The organism is Acidobacteriota bacterium, assembly GCA_018268895.1.
Classification (GTDB): Bacteria; Acidobacteriota; Terriglobia; order Terriglobales; family Acidobacteriaceae; genus Edaphobacter.
The window spans coordinates 289,825-312,232 of record JAFDVP010000007.1; the positions used below are offsets into that span (position 1 = coordinate 289,825).

The 22,408-nt window shown below is 63.8% G+C and carries 14 protein-coding genes and 1 pseudogene; 6 read left to right on the forward strand and 9 right to left on the reverse strand.

Features of this window, described 5'->3' with window-relative positions; genetic code table 11:
- Positions 1-42 precede the first annotated feature (42 nt).
- Both JSS95_08755 and JSS95_08760 read right to left on the reverse strand, forming a co-directional pair.
- Complete coding sequence (locus JSS95_08755) at positions 43-1,674, reverse strand: c-type cytochrome (protein ID MBS1799900.1); 1,632 nt, start codon at positions 1,672-1,674, stop codon at positions 43-45.
- A 51-nt stretch (positions 1,675-1,725) separates the two neighbouring features.
- The gene (locus tag JSS95_08760; protein ID MBS1799901.1) at positions 1,726-2,970 is read right to left on the reverse strand and encodes a hypothetical protein; all 1,245 of its coding nucleotides are present in this window, start codon (positions 2,968-2,970) and stop codon (positions 1,726-1,728) included.
- Positions 2,971-3,194: 224 nt separating this feature from the next.
- Here JSS95_08760 and JSS95_08765 point away from each other — a divergent pair, with 224 nt between their 5' ends.
- Together JSS95_08765 and JSS95_08770 are read left to right on the forward strand one after the other, a co-directional pair.
- Positions 3,195-3,827 carry a lipocalin family protein gene (locus JSS95_08765; protein ID MBS1799902.1) on the forward strand — a complete coding sequence of 211 codons (633 nt, stop codon included), beginning with the start codon at positions 3,195-3,197 and terminating at the stop codon, positions 3,825-3,827.
- A gap of 9 nt (positions 3,828-3,836) precedes the next feature.
- Entirely contained in the window at positions 3,837-4,964 is a 1,128-nt protein-coding gene (locus JSS95_08770) for a glycosyltransferase family 4 protein (GenBank protein ID MBS1799903.1), read from the forward strand.
- 228 nt (positions 4,965-5,192) lie between these two features.
- Here the strand turns inward: JSS95_08770 and JSS95_08775 are convergent, their stop codons facing one another.
- Both JSS95_08775 and JSS95_08780 read right to left on the reverse strand, forming a co-directional pair.
- Entirely contained in the window at positions 5,193-5,717 is a 525-nt protein-coding gene (locus JSS95_08775; GenBank protein MBS1799904.1) for a PEP-CTERM sorting domain-containing protein, read from the reverse strand.
- 227 nt (positions 5,718-5,944) lie between these two features.
- Entirely contained in the window at positions 5,945-7,228 is a 1,284-nt protein-coding gene (locus JSS95_08780) for a class I SAM-dependent rRNA methyltransferase (protein ID MBS1799905.1), read from the reverse strand.
- Positions 7,229-7,367: 139 nt separating this feature from the next.
- Between JSS95_08780 and JSS95_08785 the strand changes: the two genes are divergently transcribed.
- Entirely contained in the window at positions 7,368-8,336 is a 969-nt protein-coding gene (locus JSS95_08785; GenBank protein MBS1799906.1) for a DUF1080 domain-containing protein, read from the forward strand.
- A gap of 304 nt (positions 8,337-8,640) precedes the next feature.
- Positions 8,641-8,959: pseudogene (locus tag JSS95_08790) on the forward strand (GIY-YIG nuclease family protein).
- 151 nt (positions 8,960-9,110) lie between these two features.
- Here JSS95_08790 and JSS95_08795 read toward each other — a convergent pair.
- Positions 9,111-10,991, reverse strand: coding sequence for a hypothetical protein (locus JSS95_08795; GenBank protein ID MBS1799907.1), 1,881 nt, complete (start codon positions 10,989-10,991; stop codon positions 9,111-9,113).
- 100 nt (positions 10,992-11,091) lie between these two features.
- Between JSS95_08795 and JSS95_08800 the strand changes: the two genes are divergently transcribed.
- Positions 11,092-12,330: an aminoacetone oxidase family FAD-binding enzyme gene (locus JSS95_08800; protein ID MBS1799908.1), complete on the forward strand. Its 1,239-nt coding sequence runs from the start codon at positions 11,092-11,094 to the stop codon at positions 12,328-12,330.
- Between the two features lie 341 nt (positions 12,331-12,671).
- On the forward strand, positions 12,672-17,072 hold the full coding sequence (locus JSS95_08805) for a choice-of-anchor D domain-containing protein (GenBank protein ID MBS1799909.1): 4,401 nt from the start codon (positions 12,672-12,674) through the stop codon (positions 17,070-17,072).
- Positions 17,073-17,332: 260 nt separating this feature from the next.
- On the opposite strand, the gene JSS95_08810 is transcribed toward JSS95_08805, so the two are convergent.
- The 4 genes from JSS95_08810 to hpnI all read right to left on the reverse strand — a co-directional run bounded on the left by JSS95_08810 (position 17,333) and on the right by hpnI (position 22,368).
- A complete protein-coding gene (locus JSS95_08810) occupies positions 17,333-18,691 on the reverse strand; it encodes a nucleotide sugar dehydrogenase (GenBank protein MBS1799910.1) in 1,359 nt (452 codons plus the stop codon).
- Between the two features lie 92 nt (positions 18,692-18,783).
- Positions 18,784-19,752, reverse strand: coding sequence for an SDR family oxidoreductase (locus tag JSS95_08815; protein ID MBS1799911.1), 969 nt, complete (start codon positions 19,750-19,752; stop codon positions 18,784-18,786).
- 327 nt (positions 19,753-20,079) lie between these two features.
- Positions 20,080-21,033, reverse strand: a complete 954-nt coding sequence (locus JSS95_08820) for a tetratricopeptide repeat protein (GenBank protein ID MBS1799912.1) — start codon at positions 21,031-21,033, stop codon at positions 20,080-20,082.
- A 165-nt stretch (positions 21,034-21,198) separates the two neighbouring features.
- A complete protein-coding gene (gene hpnI, locus JSS95_08825) occupies positions 21,199-22,368 on the reverse strand; it encodes a bacteriohopanetetrol glucosamine biosynthesis glycosyltransferase HpnI (protein MBS1799913.1) in 1,170 nt (389 codons plus the stop codon).
- Positions 22,369-22,408 lie beyond the last annotated feature (40 nt).

Consider the following 22,408-nt stretch of genomic DNA (forward strand, 5'->3'; position numbering starts at 1 on the left):
CCATGGAGGACCCTCAACGAAGTGCACCCAGTCCCTGTGCCGTCACTGCCCCACACGCCACGGCGAGACGCCACTCCAGCTCAGCAGCTCCTTCGTCGCCCACGCCGTCGGTTTGTCCGTATGGCATGAGGTGCAGGCGTTCGGAATCTTGTACTTGTCTGTCATCGCGGGTGTAATGAATCGGAAGGTATGCGAGCGCACAAACGCGCCGGGCACACCCTGGCTCGCGATCTTGGGCATGTGGCAGGCGACGCACTGGCTGCCGGCGCTTCCGTCCTTGTGGTGCGTGTGCTCCGCGAGGCTCGCCGTATGCGGCCCGTTCGGCGACGTGGGGCTGTGGCACGTGAGGCACAGCTTGTCCACCGGCTCGCGCAGTTGCGCATAGTTGCCCGTGCCGTGCACGTCGTGGCACGAGGAGCAGGTGACGCCGCGCCGGTACATCACACTCTGCACATAGTCGTTGCCCTGCATACGGTTCTTGTGCGCCGTGCCGTCGGCGAAGTGCGTGAACGAGGTCTGGCCGAGTGTGCCGTCTTCAAGCATCCAGTAATCCTGAAGACGACCGCCGACGTTGTAGCCCACCGGCCAGTCGTAGGCCTTGCCTTCGATCTGCTTGTTGAGCGGCTGCCCCTGCGAGTGGCACTGAATGCAGGTGTCGTTCGCCGCAACGTCGTCCATCTGCGCGGGGTCCAGGATGTTGCCGCGCACGTTGGGATGCGCCACGTGCTCGCTCCCCGGGCCATGGCAGCGCTCACAGCCGACGTTCCACTCCGTGACCTGCTTCGTGTGGATGTCGTAGTTGACCGAGTGGCAGCCATCGCACGTGGGCCCCGTCGGGCGCTGCATGTTGTCCGACGGATAGAAGGCCGTCCACCAGTCGCCGCCGGTGTCGGGAACGTGGTACGGACGCCACGTCTTGTTGCCGACGTCCCACTGCGCGGAGAGCGGATAGTAGTCGTCGCCGATGCGCGTGAAGTAGCGCTGCTTCCATATGCTGCCGTAGACCAGCGCCACCTGGTCGCGTGTGAACTTTGCCACCTTGTTCGTCGCGAGGTCGGGGATGATCGCATCCGGATGTTCGCGCGGATCGCGCACAACGTTGGCCATCGGCGTCTTCTTCCACCGCTCGTAGATCTCCGCATGGCACCTCTGACATGCCTGCGATCCGGTGTAGTGCGCCGCGGTCAGCGTTCGTGTTTCGACGGCCTTTTCTTTCACGAACGGAAAACGGACGCTGCGGATGTAGGCGACCAGCTTCCAGCTCTCGGCGGCCGACTCGCGGTGCGCGCTGGCGTTCGCGGGCATCCCCGTAAACTGAATCCCGTTTTCAATGATGTAGTGGATCTCGCCGTCGGTGAGATTCTGCGTCGGCTCCAGGCGCAGGTTCGGCACGCGAGGATAGAGGTTCGCGCCGACCGGCGTCCGTCCGCGCGCGTCGACGCCGTGACACGTAGCGCAGCGCGCCAGAAAATCCTGCCGCCCCTCGGCGATCGCCACCGGGTCTCCGGCAGCAGGGTTCGTTCTGCGGCGCTCGCTGCGGGGAATGGCGAAGTTGCGAATGCTGCGCGCTGCCCCGGTCTCAAACGCCGACGGGGTCGTTGTGGCCCGCAGGCCGCGCCACCTGAGCCAGCCCGCGCCAACCGCTCCTGCAATCACCAGCAGCACAGCCAGCATGAACAATGGAGAACGCCTGTTGTTCCGTGCAGCAGTCATTCGTTGCCCTCGTCACACACTGGCATACGGCCCGAAGCTGCCTATCACCTTACCCGACTCATCGGCGTTGGTCACGACGGCGACCTTGAAGCGCTCGCCGCCCTCCTCGACGCGCACCACGACGTGGCCGTTCGAGCTCTTGAAGTCGCCGGTGCGCTTGTTGGTGATCTTCAGCTCGGGTTTGAGCGCGGTCGAGAAGACGTCGCGCTCGCCCGGGTAGATTGCCTTGCTGTAGACCGCGGCCAGCGTGCTGACCGTCGGATGCGCCGAGTCCCACGCCATCAGCACGAAGACGCGCGGCCTGAGCGCGCGCACGTACCCCGGCCCCTCGGCGTCGTAGTAGCCGTGATGGTTGAAGACCGCGACCGACACCGGCCCGCAGGCCTGGGCCGCGGGAGTCTCCACATCGCGCCAGGGATCGCGGCCGAAGTTCGTCCCCGAGGGCAGGTCGCCGCCGGTGTAGTAGCCGAACTTGCCGTACTTCACGCGAATCGCGCACGAGCAGCAGTTCTCCGACGGCAGATCGGCCTCCTTCATACCTGCAACATCGGGAAACAGCTTCTTCGTCGCCTCGCCCTCGCCCGTCCACACCTCGCCGTTCGCAATCAGGTTGCGTATCTCAAAGTTCGCGTAGCTGCCCGGTTTCTTCATGCCAAACTGCGTCTTCGACCCCGGCTGGAAGCGCTCCACCCGCTTGCCTGTTTTGATCTGCGTTGCAAGAAAAGCGCGATAATTCCTGACGAACGGAGCATCGACCGCGGCCGAAGGATAGTTGTAATCGGGCCAGGCGCGATCGACGAACCGCTTGACCGGCACGATCTCGGCCACGTCGGTGATGCCGGTCAGCTTGTAGCCTCCACCGGGAGCGTCGGGCAAACCGGGCGACAGATCGCCGAGGTGGTCGTCGTGCAGGTGCGTGTTCATGAAGGCGTCGATGCCCTCGAGCTTCGCCGCGTCGAGCTGCCGCTTCACGTAGCGGCCGATCCACTCGCCCGGCCGGTGTGTCGCGTTCGGCTTCTCGTCGATGACGTAGGGCGTGTTGCGATGCAGAGCGCCCGCGTCGATCAGCATCGTTGTGCCGTCGGGCATGATCATCAGCGCCGAGTTCCCGCGTCCCGTGGAGATGTGGTGGATGTCCAGCATCCCCGGCTTCCACGCGGAGAGCGCCTCCTCGCCTGCGGCAAGTAACGAAGAAGGAAGCGAACCAGCCGCGAGCGCGGCGGTACCGGTGACGAGAAAACTGCGTCGTGACGTCATGCAGACCATTATGCGGCCTCCGATCCCTAACGGTGTCATTCCGAGCGAAGCCGAATCCCCACATTCTTCCGCGTCGTCGCCGGCGCCGGGTGCCCCATCTTCGCGACAGTTTCATCGTCGCTAAGGTGGGTTCGCAATTGCCGATAATCCGGAAGGAATGGTCGCGGAAACCGCGACTCTTTGCTTAACGGCCGTATGATGGTCTGCACGCGGAGGGTAATGAATTGGGCTGGCGGGTTACCTATATTGGCACGGCTGCAGCGGCACTGCTCCTGCTTTTGTTGTTCCATTCTGCTCGGCAGTCGCCCTCCGCTAGCATCGTGGGGCGCTGGCGTTCGCTGGAAACAACCAAAGGCGGAATTGGAGCAATGTATGAGTTTCACTCGGACGGTATCGCCGATTTCAGCCTCGGTGCAGTTGTTGAAGCGCAATGGCGTATCGAAAACAATCAGCTTGTATTACCTCCTGATACGGTTGGCGGTGCAGAGCGGAAGTCTACCCTCAAGTGGCACGACGACAACAATGTGAATCTTTCAGACGGCTCTCCGGTTGGCATCGCGCTCACACGCGTCGGCGTTCGTGCTGATGAGCGTAACCCCATCATCGGCGAGTGGACCTTAAATCAAGAGATGGCTGGTCGTACTCTTGAATCTCATTGGTTGTTTTACGGGAGCGGTAGATCATTGTTTCTCATGCCATTCAAGACTGAGCATGGCACCTACAAAGTTTCCGGATCGGCGCTGCACATCGAAGCATCCGGTACTAAAACCGATTACAAATTTGAACTTACCGATAATCACTTGACCTTGTATGAACCGAGCGCCGAAGGCATCTCCGCAATCCCACCGCTGTGCTAGCCTGACCCCATGCGCGAGGTCACGGTCTTCGTCGGCGGCTCGGTTGGCTCCGACCCTTACTCCCCGAGGACATGGTCCGGCTCCTCCGCTTATTTTCTGAAGGCGCTCGACGGCACGGGGCTGCTCGACAAGGCCCTTGGCATTCAGGTGCCGAAGGCGGTCCACTATGGCCTGCTGGCTAAGAACTTCACCCCGGACCGCGCCGCATGGCGCAAGCACTTCTACTTCGACCCGGCGTATCGCAACGCGCTGACCCGCGCTGCCTCGAAGGTCACTGTTGCAAGCCCGGTGCTGATGCAGATCAGCCACATGTTCTCGCTGCCCACGGCCTTTCCGCAGCGCAAGTGTGTCTCGTACCACGACGGCAACCTTGCGGAGCTGATTGCGAGTGGCTTCGGCCTGGAGAACGTCACGGCCAAGCGCATCGACCAGGCCATGCGCTACGAAATCGACACGGCGCAGCGCATGACGGCCATCTTCACCTTCAGCGAGTATCTGCGGCAGTCCTTCATCCGCAACTACGGCGTTGCCGCCGATCGCGTCTTCAACGTCGGCGGAGGCATCAATCTCGACCAGCCCCCCGCCGCCGACCCGGCGAAGAGCTACGCCGCGCCGCGCATTCTCTTCATCGGTACGGAGTTCACTCGCAAGGGCGGGAAGCAACTGCTGGCGGCGTTCAAGGCAGTGCGCGAGGCGCTGCCGGCGGCCACGCTCGACATCGTCGGGCCGGCGCAGGTGGACACCCTGCCCGCGGGCGCGACGCTGCACGGGCACCTCTCGAAGGCCGATCCCGCACAGAAGCAGCGGCTCGAAGAGCTCTTTCGCTCGGCGAGCCTCTTCGTGCTGCCGTCGCTCTACGAGCCGTTCGGCATTGCGCCGCTTGAGGCGATGCTCTACCAACTGCCCGTCGTGCTGACCAATGCGTGGGCGCTCGGCGAGTTCGTCACTCCCGGCATAAACGGCGAGCTGGTGGAGAAGGGTTCAGCCGAAGATCTTGCGGAGAAGCTGGTCGTTCTGCTGTCGGATCCGGGGAGGCTTGCGGAGATGGGCCATCGCGCGCGGGAAACGGTGCTTGATCGCTACACATGGCCCGCCGTCGCCTCGCGGATTGGCGAAGCCGTGAGGCCGTTTGCTTAAAACTGTTGTCCTTAAGGTGTAGGCGTTGGCGTTTGGCCGGGCTTACAGCGCTCCGGTGGTTCCAAATCAGCGTACCCAGGCCTGCGGCCTGGGCTGTTATGTGACGGGCCTTCGGCCTTGAAGACTGCACCTGCGAGGAAAATGCTCTAAGCAAAACAGGACTTAATCAGAGACCGCTAAAAGCGGAAGGGGGCCTCAGGGGCCCCCACACGATGGACCATTTTTGTACTACGCCGCGTTCCCGAATGCTGTCCGCCGGCGCAAGCCAACCAGCATCAGCGCCGTCATGCCGGTGCCGATCAGCGCCCAGGTTGCTGGTTCGGGTACGGTACTGGTGTTGATGGTGAACTCCGCCGAATCCAGCGTTCCCACCGCACTGGCATTGAGCCCGCCCAGAATCGAGAAGAAGCCGGTATAGGTGCCGGGAGCGAGTCCGGCAGGCAGCGAGACCGTGAACAACAGGTTCGTCACGCTGTTACCGGCGGACAGCATCAGCGGGAAGTTGGTGAGAAAGGGAGCATCGTTGACAGTAAGCGACCCCGTCACGCCAAAGCTGGCGCCATTCAGATAAACAGGCCCCAGCTTGTCGTAGACCGCCGTCACCGTTGCATCGAACGACACGGTGCTGCCGGCACTTGCCGTCTGCACCGGGTTCGTCAGCGCAAGGTTGATGGTGTCCGCCGAAGCCAGCGGAACGAACACAAATGCTGCCAACACAAGCATTGAAATGGAGAGGGCCGTTTTTTTCATCATGATGGTGTCCTCGGTGCCGGAATTTCCCGTTTGGTCACTGGCGGCAGCAAGACGAGGGCCGATGCTGCAGGTGACGGTCTGCAACGAAAGTTGTAGATAACGATAGTATCGGAAAATGCCCGAAAGTCACCTTAAAAATAGGTTTACTTTTGCGTTAATTCATTGATCAGCAACAGGTTGGCACAGGTAACGCTCAGTCGTTCCGTAGAGCAAGTTACTGGCCAATTTCAGATAACACGGCAGATCAGGCACTTGAGATAAGCCGTCTCGGGGAGGGTGAGCACCTCGGGGTGGTCGGGTGCAGCTCCCCTGGTTTCAAGCACCTGCACCCTTCGCCCGGCGTCGGCGGCAGCCGAGGCCACGGCGCCCACGAACTCCTCGCGCCCGACGTGGTGGGAGCAGGAGCAGGTGACCAGCGTCCCCCCGCTGCGCAGCATTTTGATGGCGCGGAGGTTCATCTCCTTGTAGCCGCGCATGGCGCCTTCGACAGCGCGCTTCGACTTGGCGAAGGCCGGAGGGTCGAGGACGATGGTGTCGTACTGCTCGCCCGCGGCCTGGTACTCGCGCAGCAGCTCGAAGGCGTCTGCCTCGATCCAGTCCACCTCGGCGCGCAGCTTTCCCTTGTTCAGCTCAAGGTTGCGGTCGGCCACCTCGAGCGCGGCGCGGCTGACGTCGACCCCGGTGACCCGGTCGCAGCGGGTGGCGAGATGCAGCGCGAAGCCGCCCTGGTAGGTGCAGATGTCGAGAGCACGTCCGCGCGCGTGCGCCGCGGCTGCGGCATAGTTCAGGCGCTGGTCGAGAAAGGCGCCGGTCTTCTGGCCGGCGCCGGCGTCGTAGTGCAGACGCAGGCCGTTGATGGTGAAGACGGTGGCCAGCCTTGCGGCCGCGCTCTTTTTATAGAGAGGCTCGGGCGACGGGGCTTCCAGAGCTTCCAGTTCGCGAATCCTTGGGTCGGGGCGCTCGACGATAGTGCTCACCGCAGCGCCGGGCCGGGACTTGATCGTGGAGGCAAATGCCTCGCGTACATCGTCCTGCGCCGTGCCCTGCGCGAGAAGCTGGAGGATGACGAGGTCGTTGTAACGGTCGGCGACGATGCCGGGCAGAGCGTCGGCTTCGGCGAAGACGAGACGGCAGGAGTCGTTCTCTTTGTCTTCCGGGGCAAGCTCGGCGCGAAGGTCCAGCGCGGCGTTCAGGCGGTCGCGGACCTGCTGCGTGTAGGCCGCGCGGGTTAGCCCGGCCTCCGCGCTCACCATGCGCACGATGATCTGCGAGGCGGAGCTATAGATGCCCGATCCCAGAGGGATGCCCCGGTTGTCGACGACGGTCACCAGAGCGCCGGGGGCGATCTCCGCCTCGTTCGCGCGCGGAACCAGCGTCTCAGCGTCGGAGCGGTAGACCCAGAGGTGTCCGGCGCGAAGCCTTTCGGCGGCCCGCCGCGTGATGGAGACCGCCGGTCCCTGCGCCTGCGCTGCGACCAGGCGCGGCACCCGTTCCCTGTGCTCTTTTGCCATCTTTTCATGGTCGCACAGGAGCGGGTGCTGAACTGCCCGGCATCAGTATGTTCAAACTGACCCCCATTACCTGTCGAGACGGGCAGGACGAGCGCGGTTCTCAAGACTGAGCATGAGCGTTACACTCGAACGAATGAGAATGAAGAGTCTGTTCCTGCCTGTCTTTGCACCTATCCTCGCAATCGCGTTCGTCTCGACCGCCTCCGCGCAAGACGTCAAAGAGTTTCTTGGCCGCTGGGATATGACTGTCACCCCGGCCACCGGCAAGCCGTATCCGCAGTGGATGGAGCTGACGGACAACGGCGGGAAGATTGAGGGCAAGGTCCAGCCGCGAGGCGGCGCATGGCATCCCATTGTCGGCGCGCACGTGGACTCCGGCAAGCTGATTGTGGGTGTGGAGCCGGCGGGCCGTGGCCCGGCAGTCAACTGGGAGCTTACGTCTCCCAGCGCGGGCAAGCTGACCGGCGTGGAGAAGCGCGGCGATACTGACGGCCCGGCGCTCGTTGGCGTGAAGGCTCCTTCGCTCGATCGCCCCATGCCGAAGCAGTGGACCAAGCCCCGGGCTCTCTTCGACGGCAAGGACCTCAAAGGCTGGGAGCCGATCGGCAACGTCGAGAACAACAAGTGGGTGGCGCGCGACGGCGAGTTGGTCAATGACAACCCCGAAGTCCCCGGTCGCAGAGGCCCCGGGGCTGCCAACATCATGACCACGGAAAAGTTCCAGGACTTCAAACTGCACATCGAAGTGAACTGCCCCGAAGGCGGTAACAGCGGCATCTATATGCGCGGTCGCTATGAGTTGCAGATCGGCACCGAGGGCGGCAAGCTGCCGTCGCACGAGATGGGCGCAATCTATAGCTGGTATCCGCCACCGGCTGGCGCACAAAACGACCTCGGCAAGTGGACGAGCTACGACGTCACGCTGGTCGGCAGACACATCACGGTCTACCGCGACGGCAAGCTGTACCACGACAACGCCGAGCTCCCCGGCCCCACCGGCGGCGCGCTCGACAGCAACGAAGCCGAGCCCGGCCCGTTCTATCTGCAGGGCGACCACCACGGCGTCATCATGTACCGCAACATCACTATTTCCGTTCCGAAGAAGTAAGGCCCTGCATTCACATGCGGGGAGTAATCAACACATTCCCTACCAATCTGCCGGTGGTGAAGAATCTACATCCGTATCATCCTGAGCGGAGCGCAGCGGCTTTCAGACAATTGTCATGCTGAGGTTTTCAAAAGTTGTCATCCTGAGCGAAGCGCAGCGAAGTCGAAGGACCTGCATTTTGACTGTCTCCAGCAACACTTTACGAGGCATGGAAAAAATACAGGTCCTTCGACTCCGCGTTCGCAAAAGCGCGAACGCTCCGCTCAGGATGACAAAGTGTGGGTAGCTTATAAACCATCTACAGATGAAAGAACACCTCTACTACACCTACATCGTCGCCAGCCGAAGCCTCAACCTCTACGTAGGCTTCACTGGAGACATGATGTTCCGCATCAAACAACACAAAGAAGGAGCCTACGAAGGCTACTCAAAGCAGTACAACTGCAACAGGCTCGTCTGGTTTGAACGATACGGCGACGTTCACCTCGCCATCGCCCGCGAGAAGGCAGCTCAAAGGCCGGACGCGCTCCAAAAAGATCGCGCTCATCAAACAAGACAACCCTACCTGGATCGACCTGAGCGAAGACTGGGGTAAGGAGATCGTCGTCCCGATAACTCTCTAGCAACAAGTACCTATTACCACTTGTCATCCTGAGCGAAGCGCAGCGCAGTCGAAGGACCTGCATTTTGCTGTCCCGGTGACACTTTACGAAGCAAGAAAAGTAAAAGGCACCTCAGGTTCGAGGCGCCTTTTTGCTATTCCGCATGCAATGCCTACGGACGCTGGTTGAGCGCGTTGTTCTGGATCGCGACCGATGAGGGAGTGACGACGGGGGCTGCGGCTCCTACGATCTGCGTGATCATGCCCGTTCCCGCGCGTGCGGTTCCGAGGTTGGCGACCCAGACGTTGCCGGACTTGTCGATGGCGACGCGGAAGGGATTGGCCAGCATGTCGCTGCCGTAGCCAGAGCCTCCCGACTGCGCGCGGCCCGTGCTGAGAAATTCAGAGACGCTGCTGTTGCCGGAGTTGGCCAGCCAGACGTTGCCCAGACCATCGATGGCAAGGTCGATCGGAGTGCTGAGTCCCGCACCGGAATACGGGCTGCCGGCGACGGCCGTTCCGTTGGAGGTGAGGTGCGTGAGGCTGCTTGCGTTCATGTTGGCAACCCATGCGCCGCCCACCGAGTCGACGGCGATGCCGAAGGGACCGCTGAGTCCTGCGCCGGTGTAGGGCGAGCCGGGAAGCGACGTGCCGTTGTTGGCCAGCACCTCTACCGTGTCGCTGCCGCTGTCGGCGATCCAGATCGCGCCCGAGGTATCGAGCGCGATGGCAGCCGCGCCCGCGGTGCCGCCGGTGTTGAATCCTGCGACGGGTGAGACGGCAGTGCCGCTGGAGTTCAGCTTGGTGATCGTCGCCAGGTTATTGCCCAGCCAGACGCTGCCGTAGCCGTCGAATGCGATGGGCCCGGGGCCCTGCATGCCTCCGCCGGTAAAGGGGTTGGCTGCGCCGCGCGCGCCGGAGCTGGTGAGCTTGAGCACGTTGGAGTAGACGGTGCTAGTGATCCAGGGGCCGTCATAGGGGTCGATGGCGAGACGGTTATAGGTCACGCCGGTCTGCGGGAAGGACGAGACCGCGCCCGAGGTGTAGAGCACGCTGATCGTGCTGGAGCTGGCGCTTCCCGATCCCTGCGCGACGACCCAGGCGTTGCCCTGCGAGTCGATGGCGAGGTCGGTGGGCTGCGTGAACGAGGGCGACATGTAGTCGACGGCGATGGTCCAGTCGGCCGGGGGATAGACCAGCAGCGGGGTAAAGGTGCCGACGCTCGCTGCCATGTTGTACAGCGTGGTGACATTGTTGCCGGGGTAGCGGGCGATGTTCAGCGCGGCTCCCAGCGTGTCGAAGGGCGGATGCCCTCCGGAGGGTGTGGCGGCGGAGAAGAGGCGTCCGCAGCCTGCGGTTGGCGAGGTGCTTCCGTTGGAGTTGACGCACGCTGCCAGGATCGCGCCCAGGGTATTAATCTGCGCCGTGTTGACCAGCGCGGTGGCCGGGGCGTTGACGGCCGCCTTGCCGGTGTGGATGTCCACCAGCATCTGCGCCGTATTGAAGGCGTTGTTCAGTCCGCCTACATTAGCTGCGCTGGTGCCGATGTGGGCATAGTCCAGCATGAAGGGCGACATGGACCAGACCGCCGCGACGGTGGTCAGCTCATTGATGACGAAGAAGCTGGAGGCGTTGAGGTCGCCGCAGTATCCCAGCAGCCCCATCAGACCCAGCGCCGCGTTGTTGGACCCGGCGGAGAGGCCGGGGTTTCCGCCGGTGATGGTCAGATAGACCGGCGTCGAAGCCGATGGACACGTATAGGCCCCGGTGAAGTTGAACCTGCCGTTGGCGTCGGAGGTGATCGCTCGGGTGAACAGCGGTGCCGAGGCCGCTCCATAGCCGTTGGTGCTGGGGGCGTAGAGCTGCAGGCTTGCGTTGGCGATGGGCTGGCCGCCGCCCATGATCTGGCCGCTGAAGTGTTGGCCCACGATCGGGGTCGAGGTGGCCGTGCCGGAGAGACTGCATCCCGAGGCAGCAAGTACCACAAGGGTTGCGGCTGTGGCGGTCAGCAGAGACGACATGCCACGGGACAACCGGAGGTTGAGCTTTTGCAAGGAGGACTCCTGCCGGCAGTCCCTGCGTAAAGGCTCTGCCGAGCACTATCACACAGATTTAATGGCAGTCCCGTTTTGGCAACAATGACTCCTAAGTTGCATGGATTTGGATAGCATTAACTCTGTGCAGACCATTGACGTTGTTGTACTTGGCGCAGGCGCCGCAGGCCTGATGGCCGCCATCGAGGCGGGCCGCCGCGGACGCCGTACCGTTGTCCTCGACCATGCCGAGAGAATCGGCAAAAAGATACTGATCTCCGGCGGCGGCCGGTGCAACTTCACCAACGTGAACGCACGGGCGGAGAACTTCCTCTCCGCGAACCCGCACTTCGCCAAGTCGGCGCTGGCACGGTTTACGCCGTCCGGCATCATCGCCCTGGTGGAGAAGCACCGCATCCCCTACCACGAGAAGACGCTGGGGCAGCTCTTCTGCGACCGCTCGGCGCAGGAGATCGTGACCATGCTCGAGCGCGAGTGCGGTGATGCGGGAGTGCGCATCCTCAGCGGCACGACGATCCATTCCGTAAAGCAGGCGGCGGGTGGCAGCCAACGCTTCCTCGTCGAGACGAGCGCGGAAACCTTTCGCTGCGCGTCGGTCATCGTTGCTACAGGCGGCCTCTCGATCCCGAAGATGGGGGCGACGGACTTTGGCTACCAACTGGCCACACAGTTTGGGCTGGCCATCGTGCCGTGCCGTCCGGCGCTGGTGCCGCTGGTCTTCGGCGAGCAGGCGCGCGAGCGCTGGTGCGATCTCTCCGGCGTCTCGACCGAGGTGGTTGCGGCTGCCGAAGCCTCGGCCTCCACAGCGAAGATCACGGGAAGCAAACGCGCCGTGGCCTTCCGCGAGAAGATGCTGATCACGCATCGCGGGCTCAGCGGGCCAGCGATCCTTCAGGCCTCGTCGTACTGGCAGCCGGGCGGGGCAGTGGAGTTGGATCTCGCGCCCGGCATGGACCTTATCGCTCCTCTGTTTGCGAAGAATGCGCGGCGCGATGCCGCCTCGATGATTGCCGCGCTGCGTGCTGCGCTTCCAACGCGACTGGCGGAGCGCTGGCTCGCCCTTGAACCACCTGCGGGCTGGACAAACGCCGCGCTCGAGAGCTTCGAGCGCACACTGCATGGCTGGCGCATCGTCCCCGCGGGCACCGAGGGATACGCCAAGGCCGAGGTGACCGCCGGTGGCGTGAGCACCGATGAGCTTCACGCCGCCACGATGGAGAGCAGGAAGGCTGCGGGACTGTACTTCATCGGCGAGGTCGTCGACGTAACGGGATGGCTGGGCGGATACAACTTCCAATGGGCGTGGGCCTCGGGAGCTGCGGCGGGACGAAGCGCATGAACCCAGGTCTCTGAGGCGAGATGTCGGTTTATGGCATAACCTCATAAACTTTGTCATCCTGAGCGAAGGCGCATGGGAAGGAGCTGCATTTTTCCATGCCTGTAGAGCGTTGCCGAGACAGGAAAAATGCAGGCCCTTCGACTCGCTTCGCTCGCTCAGGATGACAAAGTAAGGGGGTACAAAGCAGACAGGGTGGCAAAGGGTGAGGCTCCGCGGATTAAAAATCTCTTATCCCTTTCCGATACTGACTGCGTACCTGCACGCGCGTGGCATTGACTTTCCGGTGTGCTGCGCCTGAGCATCGAGGCTAGGTGTCTGCGCAGAGCAGCAAGCACGCCTCCATGGGCCATCGTCTCTTTCGAAAACCCGCCGCCGTCTGCACGCGATTGCTCGCGCTGATGCTGCCGTTGATGGCAACGTCTGCGGATGCGCAGACGAGCGGGCTGAATGCGCCGTGGCAGCCGCTTGGTCCCGCGCAGGTGGTCACGGCATCCTACGGCAAGGTGACGGGGCGGGTGAGCGCGATTGCTATCGATCCCGCGGATGTGACCGGAAACACTCTCTATATCGGTACAACGGGCGGCGGCGTGTGGAAGTCGACGAACGCGCGAAGCGCCGCGGCCGCGGTGAGCTTTGCTCCGCTTACGGACACGCTTGCGGTCTTCAGCCTGAACGCGGGTGCGACGGCGGTGCCTGCGCTCTCGATTGGTGCGGTGACGGCGCAGAACAACGTGGTGCTGGCGGGCACGGGCGACCCCAACAATGCGGCCGACTCCTTTTATGGAGAAGGCATTCTGCGCTCCGCCGACGGAGGTCTGACGTGGACGCTGATCACCAGGTCGCTCGACGGAGTGACCGGCAACCATAGTTTTGCGGGGCTTGCCTTCAGCGGCTTTGCGTGGAGCACAACGTCGCCGGGCACGGTGGTGGCCGCGGTGTCGCAGGCGGCTGAGGGCGCGGCGGTGGGCGCCGTGACGGCGAGCAGCGTGATGGGACTGTTCTACTCCACCGACTACGGCGCGACGTGGCAGATGAGCACGGTGATGGATGGCGCGCAGATCGTGCAGCGTCCGCTGAGCGGCACAGGGCACAGCGGCAATGCGGCGACGGCGGTCGTGTGGAACCCGGTGCGCAGACGCTTCTATGCCGCGCTGCGTTATCACGGCTACTACGAGTCGGCCGACGGCTTGACCTGGACGCGCCTGGCGCAGCAGCCGGGCGTGGGACTGACAACGGCGGCATGTCCCGCGAACACTGACCTTACGGGCTCGACCGCGTGTCCGATCTTTCGCGGCGCGCTTGCGGTGGAGCCGGTGAGCGGCGACACCTATGCGTTGACGGTCGATGCAGGCAATCGCGACCAGGGCTTGTGGCGCGATGCCTGTGCCGCGTCCGGCGGCGTGTGCGCGGGTACAGTCGCGTTCGCGCAGCGGCTCGGCGGCACTTCGCTTGAAACAGGTGGAGGAAGCACAGTTGTCGCACAGGGAGACTATAATCTCTCGCTTGCGGCGGTGACGCAGGGCGCGGGAGCGAGCGCGGACACGCTTGTCTTCGCTGGAACGATTGACCTCTATCGCTGCGGGCTGGCTTCGGGTTGCGCCGCGATGCGCAACACCACCAACGCGCTGAACGGGTGCGCCGCGCCCGCGCAGGTGGCCCCGGCGCAGCACGCGCTGGCGGCGTTGGCGACGGGTGCGCAACCCGTGCTCTTTACCGGCAACGATGGCGGGCTGTGGCGGTCGAGCGATGGCGTGAACCAGCAGGCGACTCCGTGTTCGGCCGACGATGCGGCGCACTTTGAAAATCTCAACAGCGGCCTGGGGTCATTGGCCGAGGTGCAGAGCCTCGCGCAGCACCCGACCGATGCCGCAACGCTGCTTGCGGGTATGGGTGCCAACGGCACGGCAGCGACGACGGTTGCAGCAGGCAACAACGCGACGCCGTGGACGCAGCTTGCGGCGGGCGAGGGCGGCAACGTCGCCATCGATCCCGCGAACCCCGCGCTGTGGTACATCACGACCGCCGCGGGAGTGAGCGTTCACCGCTGCGCCAATGGCGCTTCATGCACGACGGCAGACTTTGCGGGCGCGCCGACGATCGGTCCCGTGCAGGTCGCACGCGATGTGACGCAGATACAGACGCCGTGGCTGCTCGATCCGGCGATGACGTCGAACATCGTGCTTGGAACATGCCGCGTGTGGCGCGGGCCGGGCGTCGACGGCGCGCTGTGGAGCAGCAGCAATGCGATCAGCGCGATGCTGGCAGGGTCGCAGTCGCCTGCATGCGTCGCGGCGAACGGAACGGTACGTTCGCTGGCAGCGGGAGGCGCAAACGCAAGCGCCGCCAACGCGCAGAATGCAGGCTCGCAGGTGATCTATGCGGGCATGGCGGGAGCAGCGACGGGCGGCGTGGCGGCAGGTGGCCATGTGTTTGTCACACAGGCAGCGAATACGGCAACGAGCACGAGCGCGTGGAGCGACCTCTATAGCTCGCCGGTGATTACCAACGGCGTTACGAGCGCGTTCAATGCTTCGGGCTACGATGTGTCGTCGATCTTCGTGGACCCGCACGACGCGACGGGACGCACGGTGTATGTGACGATCAAGGGCTTCAACGCAGCGAGCGTCTATCGCTCTCTCAACGCGGGGGCGAGCTGGACGAACATCACGCGCAACCTCCCCAACGCTCCGGCGAACGGCATCGCCGTTGACCCGAACGACGCCAACACGGTGTACGTGGCGATGGACGCAGGCGTCTTCGCGACGACGCAGGTGGCGGCGTGCGCGACGGCGAACTGCTGGAGCGTGTATGGAACGGGGCTGCCAAACGCTCCGGCTGTGCAGCTTGCCGCTTCGGCTGCGATGCCGACCGGCGATGGACGCACGGGCGAGCTGCGCGTGGCAACGTATGGCCGCGGCGTGTGGCAGATACCGCTGCTTACTGCATCGGGCGCGGCGCAGCCTGCGATGACACTGTCGCCGCCGTCGCTGAGCTTCGCGAGCCAGCAGGTCTCGACGGCGAGCGCAGCGCAAATCATCACGCTCACCAACAGCGGCTCGGCGGCGCTGAGCGTCAGCCAATTGGCTATCTCGCAGACGCCACTGCCGCTGGGGCCGCAGGCGGAGTTCACCTCGACGGACACATGCGTGGGAGCGAGCATCGCCGTGGGGCAGAGCTGCACGATCAGCGTCCGCTTCGTGCCCGCCGCATCCGGCACGCGCGCGGCGACGATGATCATCTACGCCAACGTCGCCGGAGGACAGGCCACCGTCCCACTCTCTGGCACGGCGACAGCGGCGGGCGTTGTGGTGCTTACTCCCACGTCGCTTGCGTTTCCGCAGACGGCGGTGAATGCGACGAGCGCGGCAGAGAACATCACCGTCTCGAACACTGGCGGCGCTGCGGTGGCGCTTGGATCGCCAGCGTCGAGTGGCGACTTCGCGATTGCAGCGAACACCTGCGCGGCGACGCTTGCGCCGAACACTGGATGCACGGTCGCAATTGCGTTTGCGCCGACGGCATCGGGCGCGCGCACCGGCAGCTTCACCATCACCGGCGGAGGCGATGTGCTGACAGCCGCGCTCAGCGGAACGGCGGTGCTGCCCGCAACCGACGCGCTCTCGCCGCCGTCGCTCACCTTTGGCGCACAGGCGCTGGGTACAGGCAGCGCGGCGCAGCAGGTGACGCTGACCAACAACGGCGACGTTGCGCTGACGCTGATCTCTGCGCAGGCGACGGGCGACTTCACGGCGGCAAACGCCTGCGGCAACTCGCTGGCCGCTCATGCGACGTGCGCGGTCAGCGTGGTCTTTCAGCCGAAATCGCTGGGCGCGGCGGCGGGCACGCTGATCGTCGCCGACCAATACCGCACGCAGACGGTCGCGCTCAGCGGCGTGGGCGTTGCGCCGGCGGGCGTCTCGCTGTCGCCTCTGTTCGGGCTTACGTTTCCGGCGACCGGAGTGGCGTTAAGCTCCGCGCCGCAGACGGTCACGCTCACCAACAGCGGCGGTGTTGCGCTGGCGATCAACACACTGGCGGTGAGCGGCGACTTCAGCGTCGTGCCGGGCTCGAACACCTGCGGCAGCGCGCTGGCCGTGGGAGCGTCATGCAGCTTGCAGATTGCCTTTACACCAACTGCGGGAGGAACGCGCACGGGCGCATTGACCATCAGCGACAACGCGCCGGGCGCGCCGCAGACGCTTACGCTTGCGGGAGCGGGTGTGGACTTCAGACTGGCCGCGAACGGCGCGGCGTCGGCGACGATATCGAGCGGGCAGAGCGCGGCGTTCCCTCTGCTGTTTACCTCGGGCCCCGCCGTTGCGGGGCAGTCAGTGGCGCTGGCATGTGCGGGCGCGCCGCTCAACTCGACATGCAGAGTGGTGCCGCAAACGCTTGCGGTCGATGGCAACACAACCACGGTCGCAGTGACGGTTCTGACCGGAACAACCAGCGCGACAGTACGTCCCGACGGACGCTTTGGCGGTCGGCAGATCCTCTGGGCAGCATTGCTGATGCCTGTGGGCCTGTTTGCGGCGCGCAGAAGAAAGATCCTTCCCGCGCTGGTGGCCTGTCTGCTGCTGATGGCTTCGGGGTGCGGCGCGGGCCGGCTGATTCCCGCAGCCTCGAACCCGGGCGCGGGGGGTGGAGGCGCGGCGACTCCTGCGGGCAGCTACAACATCACTGTTACGGCGACGGGGGCGGGGCTGGCGCGGAGCGTCGGTCTTACGCTGATTGTGCAGTAGGGGGTGAGAGGGTTCATCCCATCCACATCACCCGGTTTGTAGTGGAACAAATTGCTTTGTCATCCTGAGCGAAGCAACCAACGGGAGCGCAGTCGAAGGACCTGTATTTTCTCCTATCCCAGCAAGAATTTACCGCGCACAGAAAGAATGCAGGTCCTTCGACTCGCCTGTGGCTCGCTCAGGATGACAAATTTTAAGGGTACTCAGAATGAACAAGCTGATTGAGACCCTTCGCCGAGGACGACAATCTTTTTAGGCGCTTAGCAGTGAACGATCTTCGAGGAGTCGATCGCGCGTGTTGCGTTACGGGTGTCGATGACCAGGTTTGCCTGTTCGACGATCTCGGCGAAGTCGTAGAGCGAGTGGTCGGTGTGGACCAGCACGCAGTCGAACTCGCCTACCTTGTCGAGCGGCGTGGACCGCATGTCGAGGGCGTAGTGGCGGCCGTGGCCGACCTTCTCGAAGAAGGGGTCGTTGTAGGCGACCTCGGCTCCCTGGTGGCGGAGCATCTCGATGATCTCGAGCGCGGGCGACTCGCGCAGGTCGTCGACATCGCGCTTGTAAGCGACGCCGAGCACAAGCACCTTCGCTCCCTTGAGCGGGATGCCTTTGCGCTTCAGCGCGCGCGCCGTGGTCTCGATGACGAACTGCGGCATGGCCTCGTTGACCGCGCCTGCCAGCTCGATGAACTTTGCCTGGAAGCCGAACTGCTTTGCCTTCCAGTTGAGGTAGAAGGGGTCGACCGGGATGCAGTGTCCGCCGACTCCGGGGCCGGGGTAGAAGGCCTGGAAGCCGAAGGGCTTGGTTCCGGCCGCCTCGATCACCTCCCAGATGTCGATGCCCATCTTCAGGCAGAGCTGCTTCATCTCGTTGACGAGCGCGATATTCACCGAGCGGTAGATGTTTTCGAGCAGCTTGGTCATCTCGGCCGCGGCGGGCGTGGAGACCTCGACCGTCCTGGCGAAGACCGAGCCGTAGAGCGCGGCGGCTGCCGCGGTGGCGCGCGCGTCGACGCCGCCGATCACCTTGGGGATCTCGCGGCGCGGCGTAATCATATTGCCGGGATCCTCGCGCTCGGGAGAAAAAGCGACCATCACGCCGTCCAGCGCGGTGGAGGCGCGGCTGGCGCCCACCGCCACCGGCCCGCTGCGCAGCACCCGCACCCCTCTGGCGCGGCCGTGCCGGTTGATGGTCTCGACGATGATCTCCTCGGTCGTCCCCGGATAGGTTGTGCTCTCAAGCACCACGAGCTGGCCGTTGCGCAGGTGCGGCGCGATCGCCTCGATGGTCGAGGTGACGTAGCTCATGTCGGGCGCGTGGTCATCCTTGAGCGGGGTCGGAACGCAGATCAGGATGGCGTCCATCTGAGCGATCTCTGCGAAGCCGGAGGTGGCGCGGAAGCCGGACTTCTGCGCCGCGCGGATGTGGCCCGTCTCGATGCGGTGGATGTAGGAGCGGCCGTCGTTCAGGCTCTCCACCTTCGTTGTGTCGATGTCGAAGCCGGTGACGCGAAACTTCTCTTCGCTGAAGAGCAGCGTAAGCGGCAGGCCCACGTAGCCCAGCCCGATGATGCCAACCTTTGCGGTGCGACGGTCGACGGCCTCCAGCCAGGCTGCCATGCTTTCAAGGCCGGCCGGACCTTCCGTGCCGGTCTGAGTGTCTGGAGTTCGTGCAAAGTTGATCGGGGTCACTCTATTTACTCTTCCTTGTTTTACTCTATGTCCGGTCCTGACGACCCAGCGAATTCGTCCCCGTACCAGGCTACGGTGCGGCGCAGGCCTTCTTCAAAGCCTACGTGAGGCACATAGCCCAGGCCATCCCGGGCGGCCGAGATATCCGCAAGCGAATCACGAACATCGCCCTCGCGCTCGGGTCCGTATATAGGTGGATGCCTGAAATCGAGTAAGGTTGCTAGCAACCCGAAGGTTTCGTTCAGCGTATGCCGTTGACCGCATGCGATATTGAACACGCGACCGGCTACAGAAGTTGCGGGGGCATCGAGCGCAAGCAGGTTGGCCCGCACCACATTGTCGATATGGGTGAAGTCGCGGCCCTGCTCGCCATCGCCGAAGATCGTGGGCCGCTCGCCGCGCATCATCATCAGGATGAACCGTGCCATGACGCCGGAGTAGGGCGAGTCGGGGACCTGACGCGCGCCGAAGATGTTGAAGTAGCGCAGGCACACCGTCTCCAGGCCATAGACCCTCCAGTAGGCCTGCATGTAAAGCTCGCCCGTCAGCTTTTGCACCGCATACGGCGACAGCGGCTGCGGACTCATGGTCTCTACGCGGGGAAACCCCGGCTGGTTCCCGTATGCCGACGAGGACGCCGCATAGGCGACGCGCTTGACCCCGGCCAGACGCGCGCCTTCCAGCAGATTGAAGGTGCCGCCGATGTTGGTCTCGTGGCTGGGACGCGGCTGCTTGACACTGCGCGGGACGCTGGGCAGCGCGCCCTGGTGCAGCACGTAGTCCATGCCCTCGCAGGCGCTGCGCACGGCGTCGGCATCGATCAGGTCCGCGTTGCGAAGATCGATGCGGTCGCGGATGGGGGCGAGATTCTTTTCGAGGCCGGTCTCGAAGTTGTCGAGGACGCGAACGGTTTCGCCGCGCTCGACGAGCGTATGAGCAAGATGCGACCCGATGAATCCCGCGCCGCCGGTAATCAGATAGCTGGCCAAAGTATTGAAGGAAGTCCTGTTAGATGTACTTATTTTTACCTATTTGACGCTGGGATGGAGAGAAGGACGCACTTTTCTGCTTAATGAACGTTCCGCGCAGCCCTTCACCACGTTGCCATCCTGAGGGAAGCCTTCTTCCAACCTTTGTCATCGTGAGGAAGTCCGGGTGCCCCATCCTTCACGAAGTAAAGGGTGGGAGGAACACCTTCTTGCCCGGTACGAACAAATTGATCCCACCCTTGCCATACGACAAGGATGGGGCACCCGAACATCGGCACCAAGCAAGTGAAATGCATGGTGAATGCAGGAACGCAGCCTACAGAAAGCCTATGGCCGGCGCAGGCCGTAGACGCTTACCGTCTGGGCGGAGCCGTTGCGATGCTCGATCTCATCGCCGATGCGCTTTGCTTCGGCATCACGATGATTCTCCCTCAGAAAGTCGCGGTAGAGCGTCAAGGCGTTTGTCAGAAGAGGGTGGCCTGCGGGTAGGTCGAGGCGAAGGACACGCAGGCCTTCGCGCAGGTCCTGCTCTGCATCGACGCGGTCGCCGGTGCGGTCTTCCGCAAAGCCGAGCGCCATGTGCGTCTGGCCCGAAGCGAACGAGTCGGCATCGAAGTTTTTGCCGACGATCTGCATTGCCAGCTTTGCGGCGCGCAGGCCTTCGCCGCAGTGACTGTTCTGGCACGAGGCATAGACGAACGTCACCATCGCCGACGCTCGGCTCTCGTCGGTCGCATCGGGCAACGTTGCCATGGCGTGGACCGCCTGCGCTGAGTAGCGCTCCGCCAGCTTGTTCTTGCCCATGAGGAGGTATCCATCGGCAAGCCATGCCTGCGCCCGCGCAATCTGCAGGGGCTCGCCGAGTTTTTCGAAGATGGCCAGCGAACGCTTGCGGCAGTTCTCCTGTGCATCGAGTTGCCCGGTCATTCCATACAGAGAGCCCAGGTCGCCCAGCGTTACGGCATAACTCTCCAGCGCATGGCCGCGCTCGAACAGGCCAAGAGCGTGCGTGTAGGCGGTCTCGGCTTCAGTGAACTGCGCAAGGTCCTGATAGGCGGAGGCCATCTTTGCCCACAGATTGCCAAGCTGGGTCTCGGTCAGCTTCAGATCGGCTGCGTTAGCGATTGTCGTTTGATAGCGGGCGATACGCTGCGCTGTGTCCTGCGACCCGGGGAGCGGGACAACGGCATGTGCCGGGATTACAGACAAGGATGCGGCAAGCAGCGACGTCAGGGCGCGTGTGCGCGTCGCTCCGCGCAGGAAGGAGGGGCAGCATCGCATGGCTCACCTCGTGTGAGGAGAGACGCGGGCCACGTCACGAGGTTCCGCAAATGTGACCAGTTCGCAAAGAGCAGGGACGAAGTGACGAATGACGGTTTAAGGGGAAGCTCGTCGAGCCTGGTATTTGCTCGCCGGTTGACTGTTGCCGAAGGAAGAAGCTCGTGCCTATTTCAATATGCGGCCGTTGCGCAGGTGGAAGCGTTCGCCGCGCCACACGATGGTGTCGCCGGCGAAGCTCCACGCCCAGAAGCCGAGGGCGAACAGGTCGCGCACCGGCAACAGCCACAGGTCGCGCAGCACCTGGCGGTCGCCGAGCATGCCGACGCCGATCGCGAGCGCCACGGCCACGCGCACCAGAACGGCGAGGGTGAGCAGCGTGAAGCTCTCGAAGACGAAGCCGCTGGCGATGCAGGCGAAGATGGCCCACGGCTGGCAGTAGGTGATGCCAAGCCCCACGTAGCCGAGCTTGCGCGAGTCGCGCGTGGATCGCGACCAGCGCAGCTGATGGTCGACGAAGCCGCGGAAGGTATATGCGGGTACGGAGGTCTCGACCACCTCGTCGCAGAGCTCCACGCGATAGCCGGCGGCGGCGATGCGCGCGCCCATCTCGTAGTCGTCGGCGAGGTACTCGACGAGGGGTTCGAGCCCGCCGGCAGCGTTGAGCGCAGTCTTCGTCGTCGCCAGCGTCGAGCCCAGTCCAAAGCGGATGCCGCCTTCGAGCTTCCGCGCCGTGAGCACGCCGGGGAAGAACTCGGTGGAGATACCCAGCGCTTCAAGCCGCGACCACAGGCCCGCGCGGTCGGCGCTGTGGCCGATGTAGGGAGCGGTGACCATGCCGACGGGCTTCGCTTCGCCGCGCGGCGCGAAGACGTTCATCACGCGCGTCAGATAGTTTGGCGAGACGAGGATGTCGCTGTCGTTTACGATCACGTGCTCGTACCGCGCCTCGGGCAACATCTGTACCAGGTTGCTGACCTTGCCGCTGGTGCCCAGCCGTTGGGCGCAGAGCACGAGCCGAATCGCACGCTCGGGGAACTCGGCCATCAGGCGGTGGATCTCGGCGACGGCGGGGTCGTCCATGCTCGAGACGCCGAAGACGATCTCGTAGGCGCTGGAGTACTCCTGCTTGCAGTGGCTGACGAACCCGGCGTACATGCGCTGGTCCACGCCCTTGACCGGCTTCAGGATGGTGACGCCGGGGGCGAACTCCCCAGTCTGCGCGCGTCGCCGCACGGTGCGGTCGAAGTCCCGTGCGCTCCAAAGCGCCAGCGCCATGTAGACGATTCCGGCTACGGCGAGCAGCGCCGTGACACCTGCAATCCATGTCGCCAGCATCTTTTCAGTCTACCGGCTCGGGGAGAATGCGTGTGTTCGT

Bases quoted from the DNA above. Each gene is read 5' to 3' on its own strand.
- JSS95_08755 (MBS1799900.1), bottom strand. From the start codon at position 1,674: ATGCTGGCTGTGCTGCTGGTGATTGCAGGAGCGGTTGGCGCGGGCTGG.
- JSS95_08760 (MBS1799901.1), bottom strand. From the start codon at position 2,970: ATGACGTCACGACGCAGTTTTCTCGTCACCGGTACCGCCGCGCTCGCG.
- JSS95_08770 (MBS1799903.1), top strand. From the start codon at position 3,837: ATGCGCGAGGTCACGGTCTTCGTCGGCGGCTCGGTTGGCTCCGACCCT.
- JSS95_08775 (MBS1799904.1), bottom strand. From the start codon at position 5,717: ATGATGAAAAAAACGGCCCTCTCCATTTCAATGCTTGTGTTGGCAGCA.
- JSS95_08780 (MBS1799905.1), bottom strand. From the start codon at position 7,228: ATGGCAAAAGAGCACAGGGAACGGGTGCCGCGCCTGGTCGCAGCGCAG.
- JSS95_08785 (MBS1799906.1), top strand. From the start codon at position 7,368: ATGAAGAGTCTGTTCCTGCCTGTCTTTGCACCTATCCTCGCAATCGCG.
- JSS95_08800 (MBS1799908.1), top strand. From the start codon at position 11,092: ATGGATTTGGATAGCATTAACTCTGTGCAGACCATTGACGTTGTTGTA.
- JSS95_08805 (MBS1799909.1), top strand. From the start codon at position 12,672: ATGGGCCATCGTCTCTTTCGAAAACCCGCCGCCGTCTGCACGCGATTG.
- JSS95_08810 (MBS1799910.1), bottom strand. From the start codon at position 18,691: ATGGCAGCCTGGCTGGAGGCCGTCGACCGTCGCACCGCAAAGGTTGGC.
- JSS95_08820 (MBS1799912.1), bottom strand. From the start codon at position 21,033: ATGCGATGCTGCCCCTCCTTCCTGCGCGGAGCGACGCGCACACGCGCC.
- hpnI (MBS1799913.1), bottom strand. From the start codon at position 22,368: ATGCTGGCGACATGGATTGCAGGTGTCACGGCGCTGCTCGCCGTAGCC.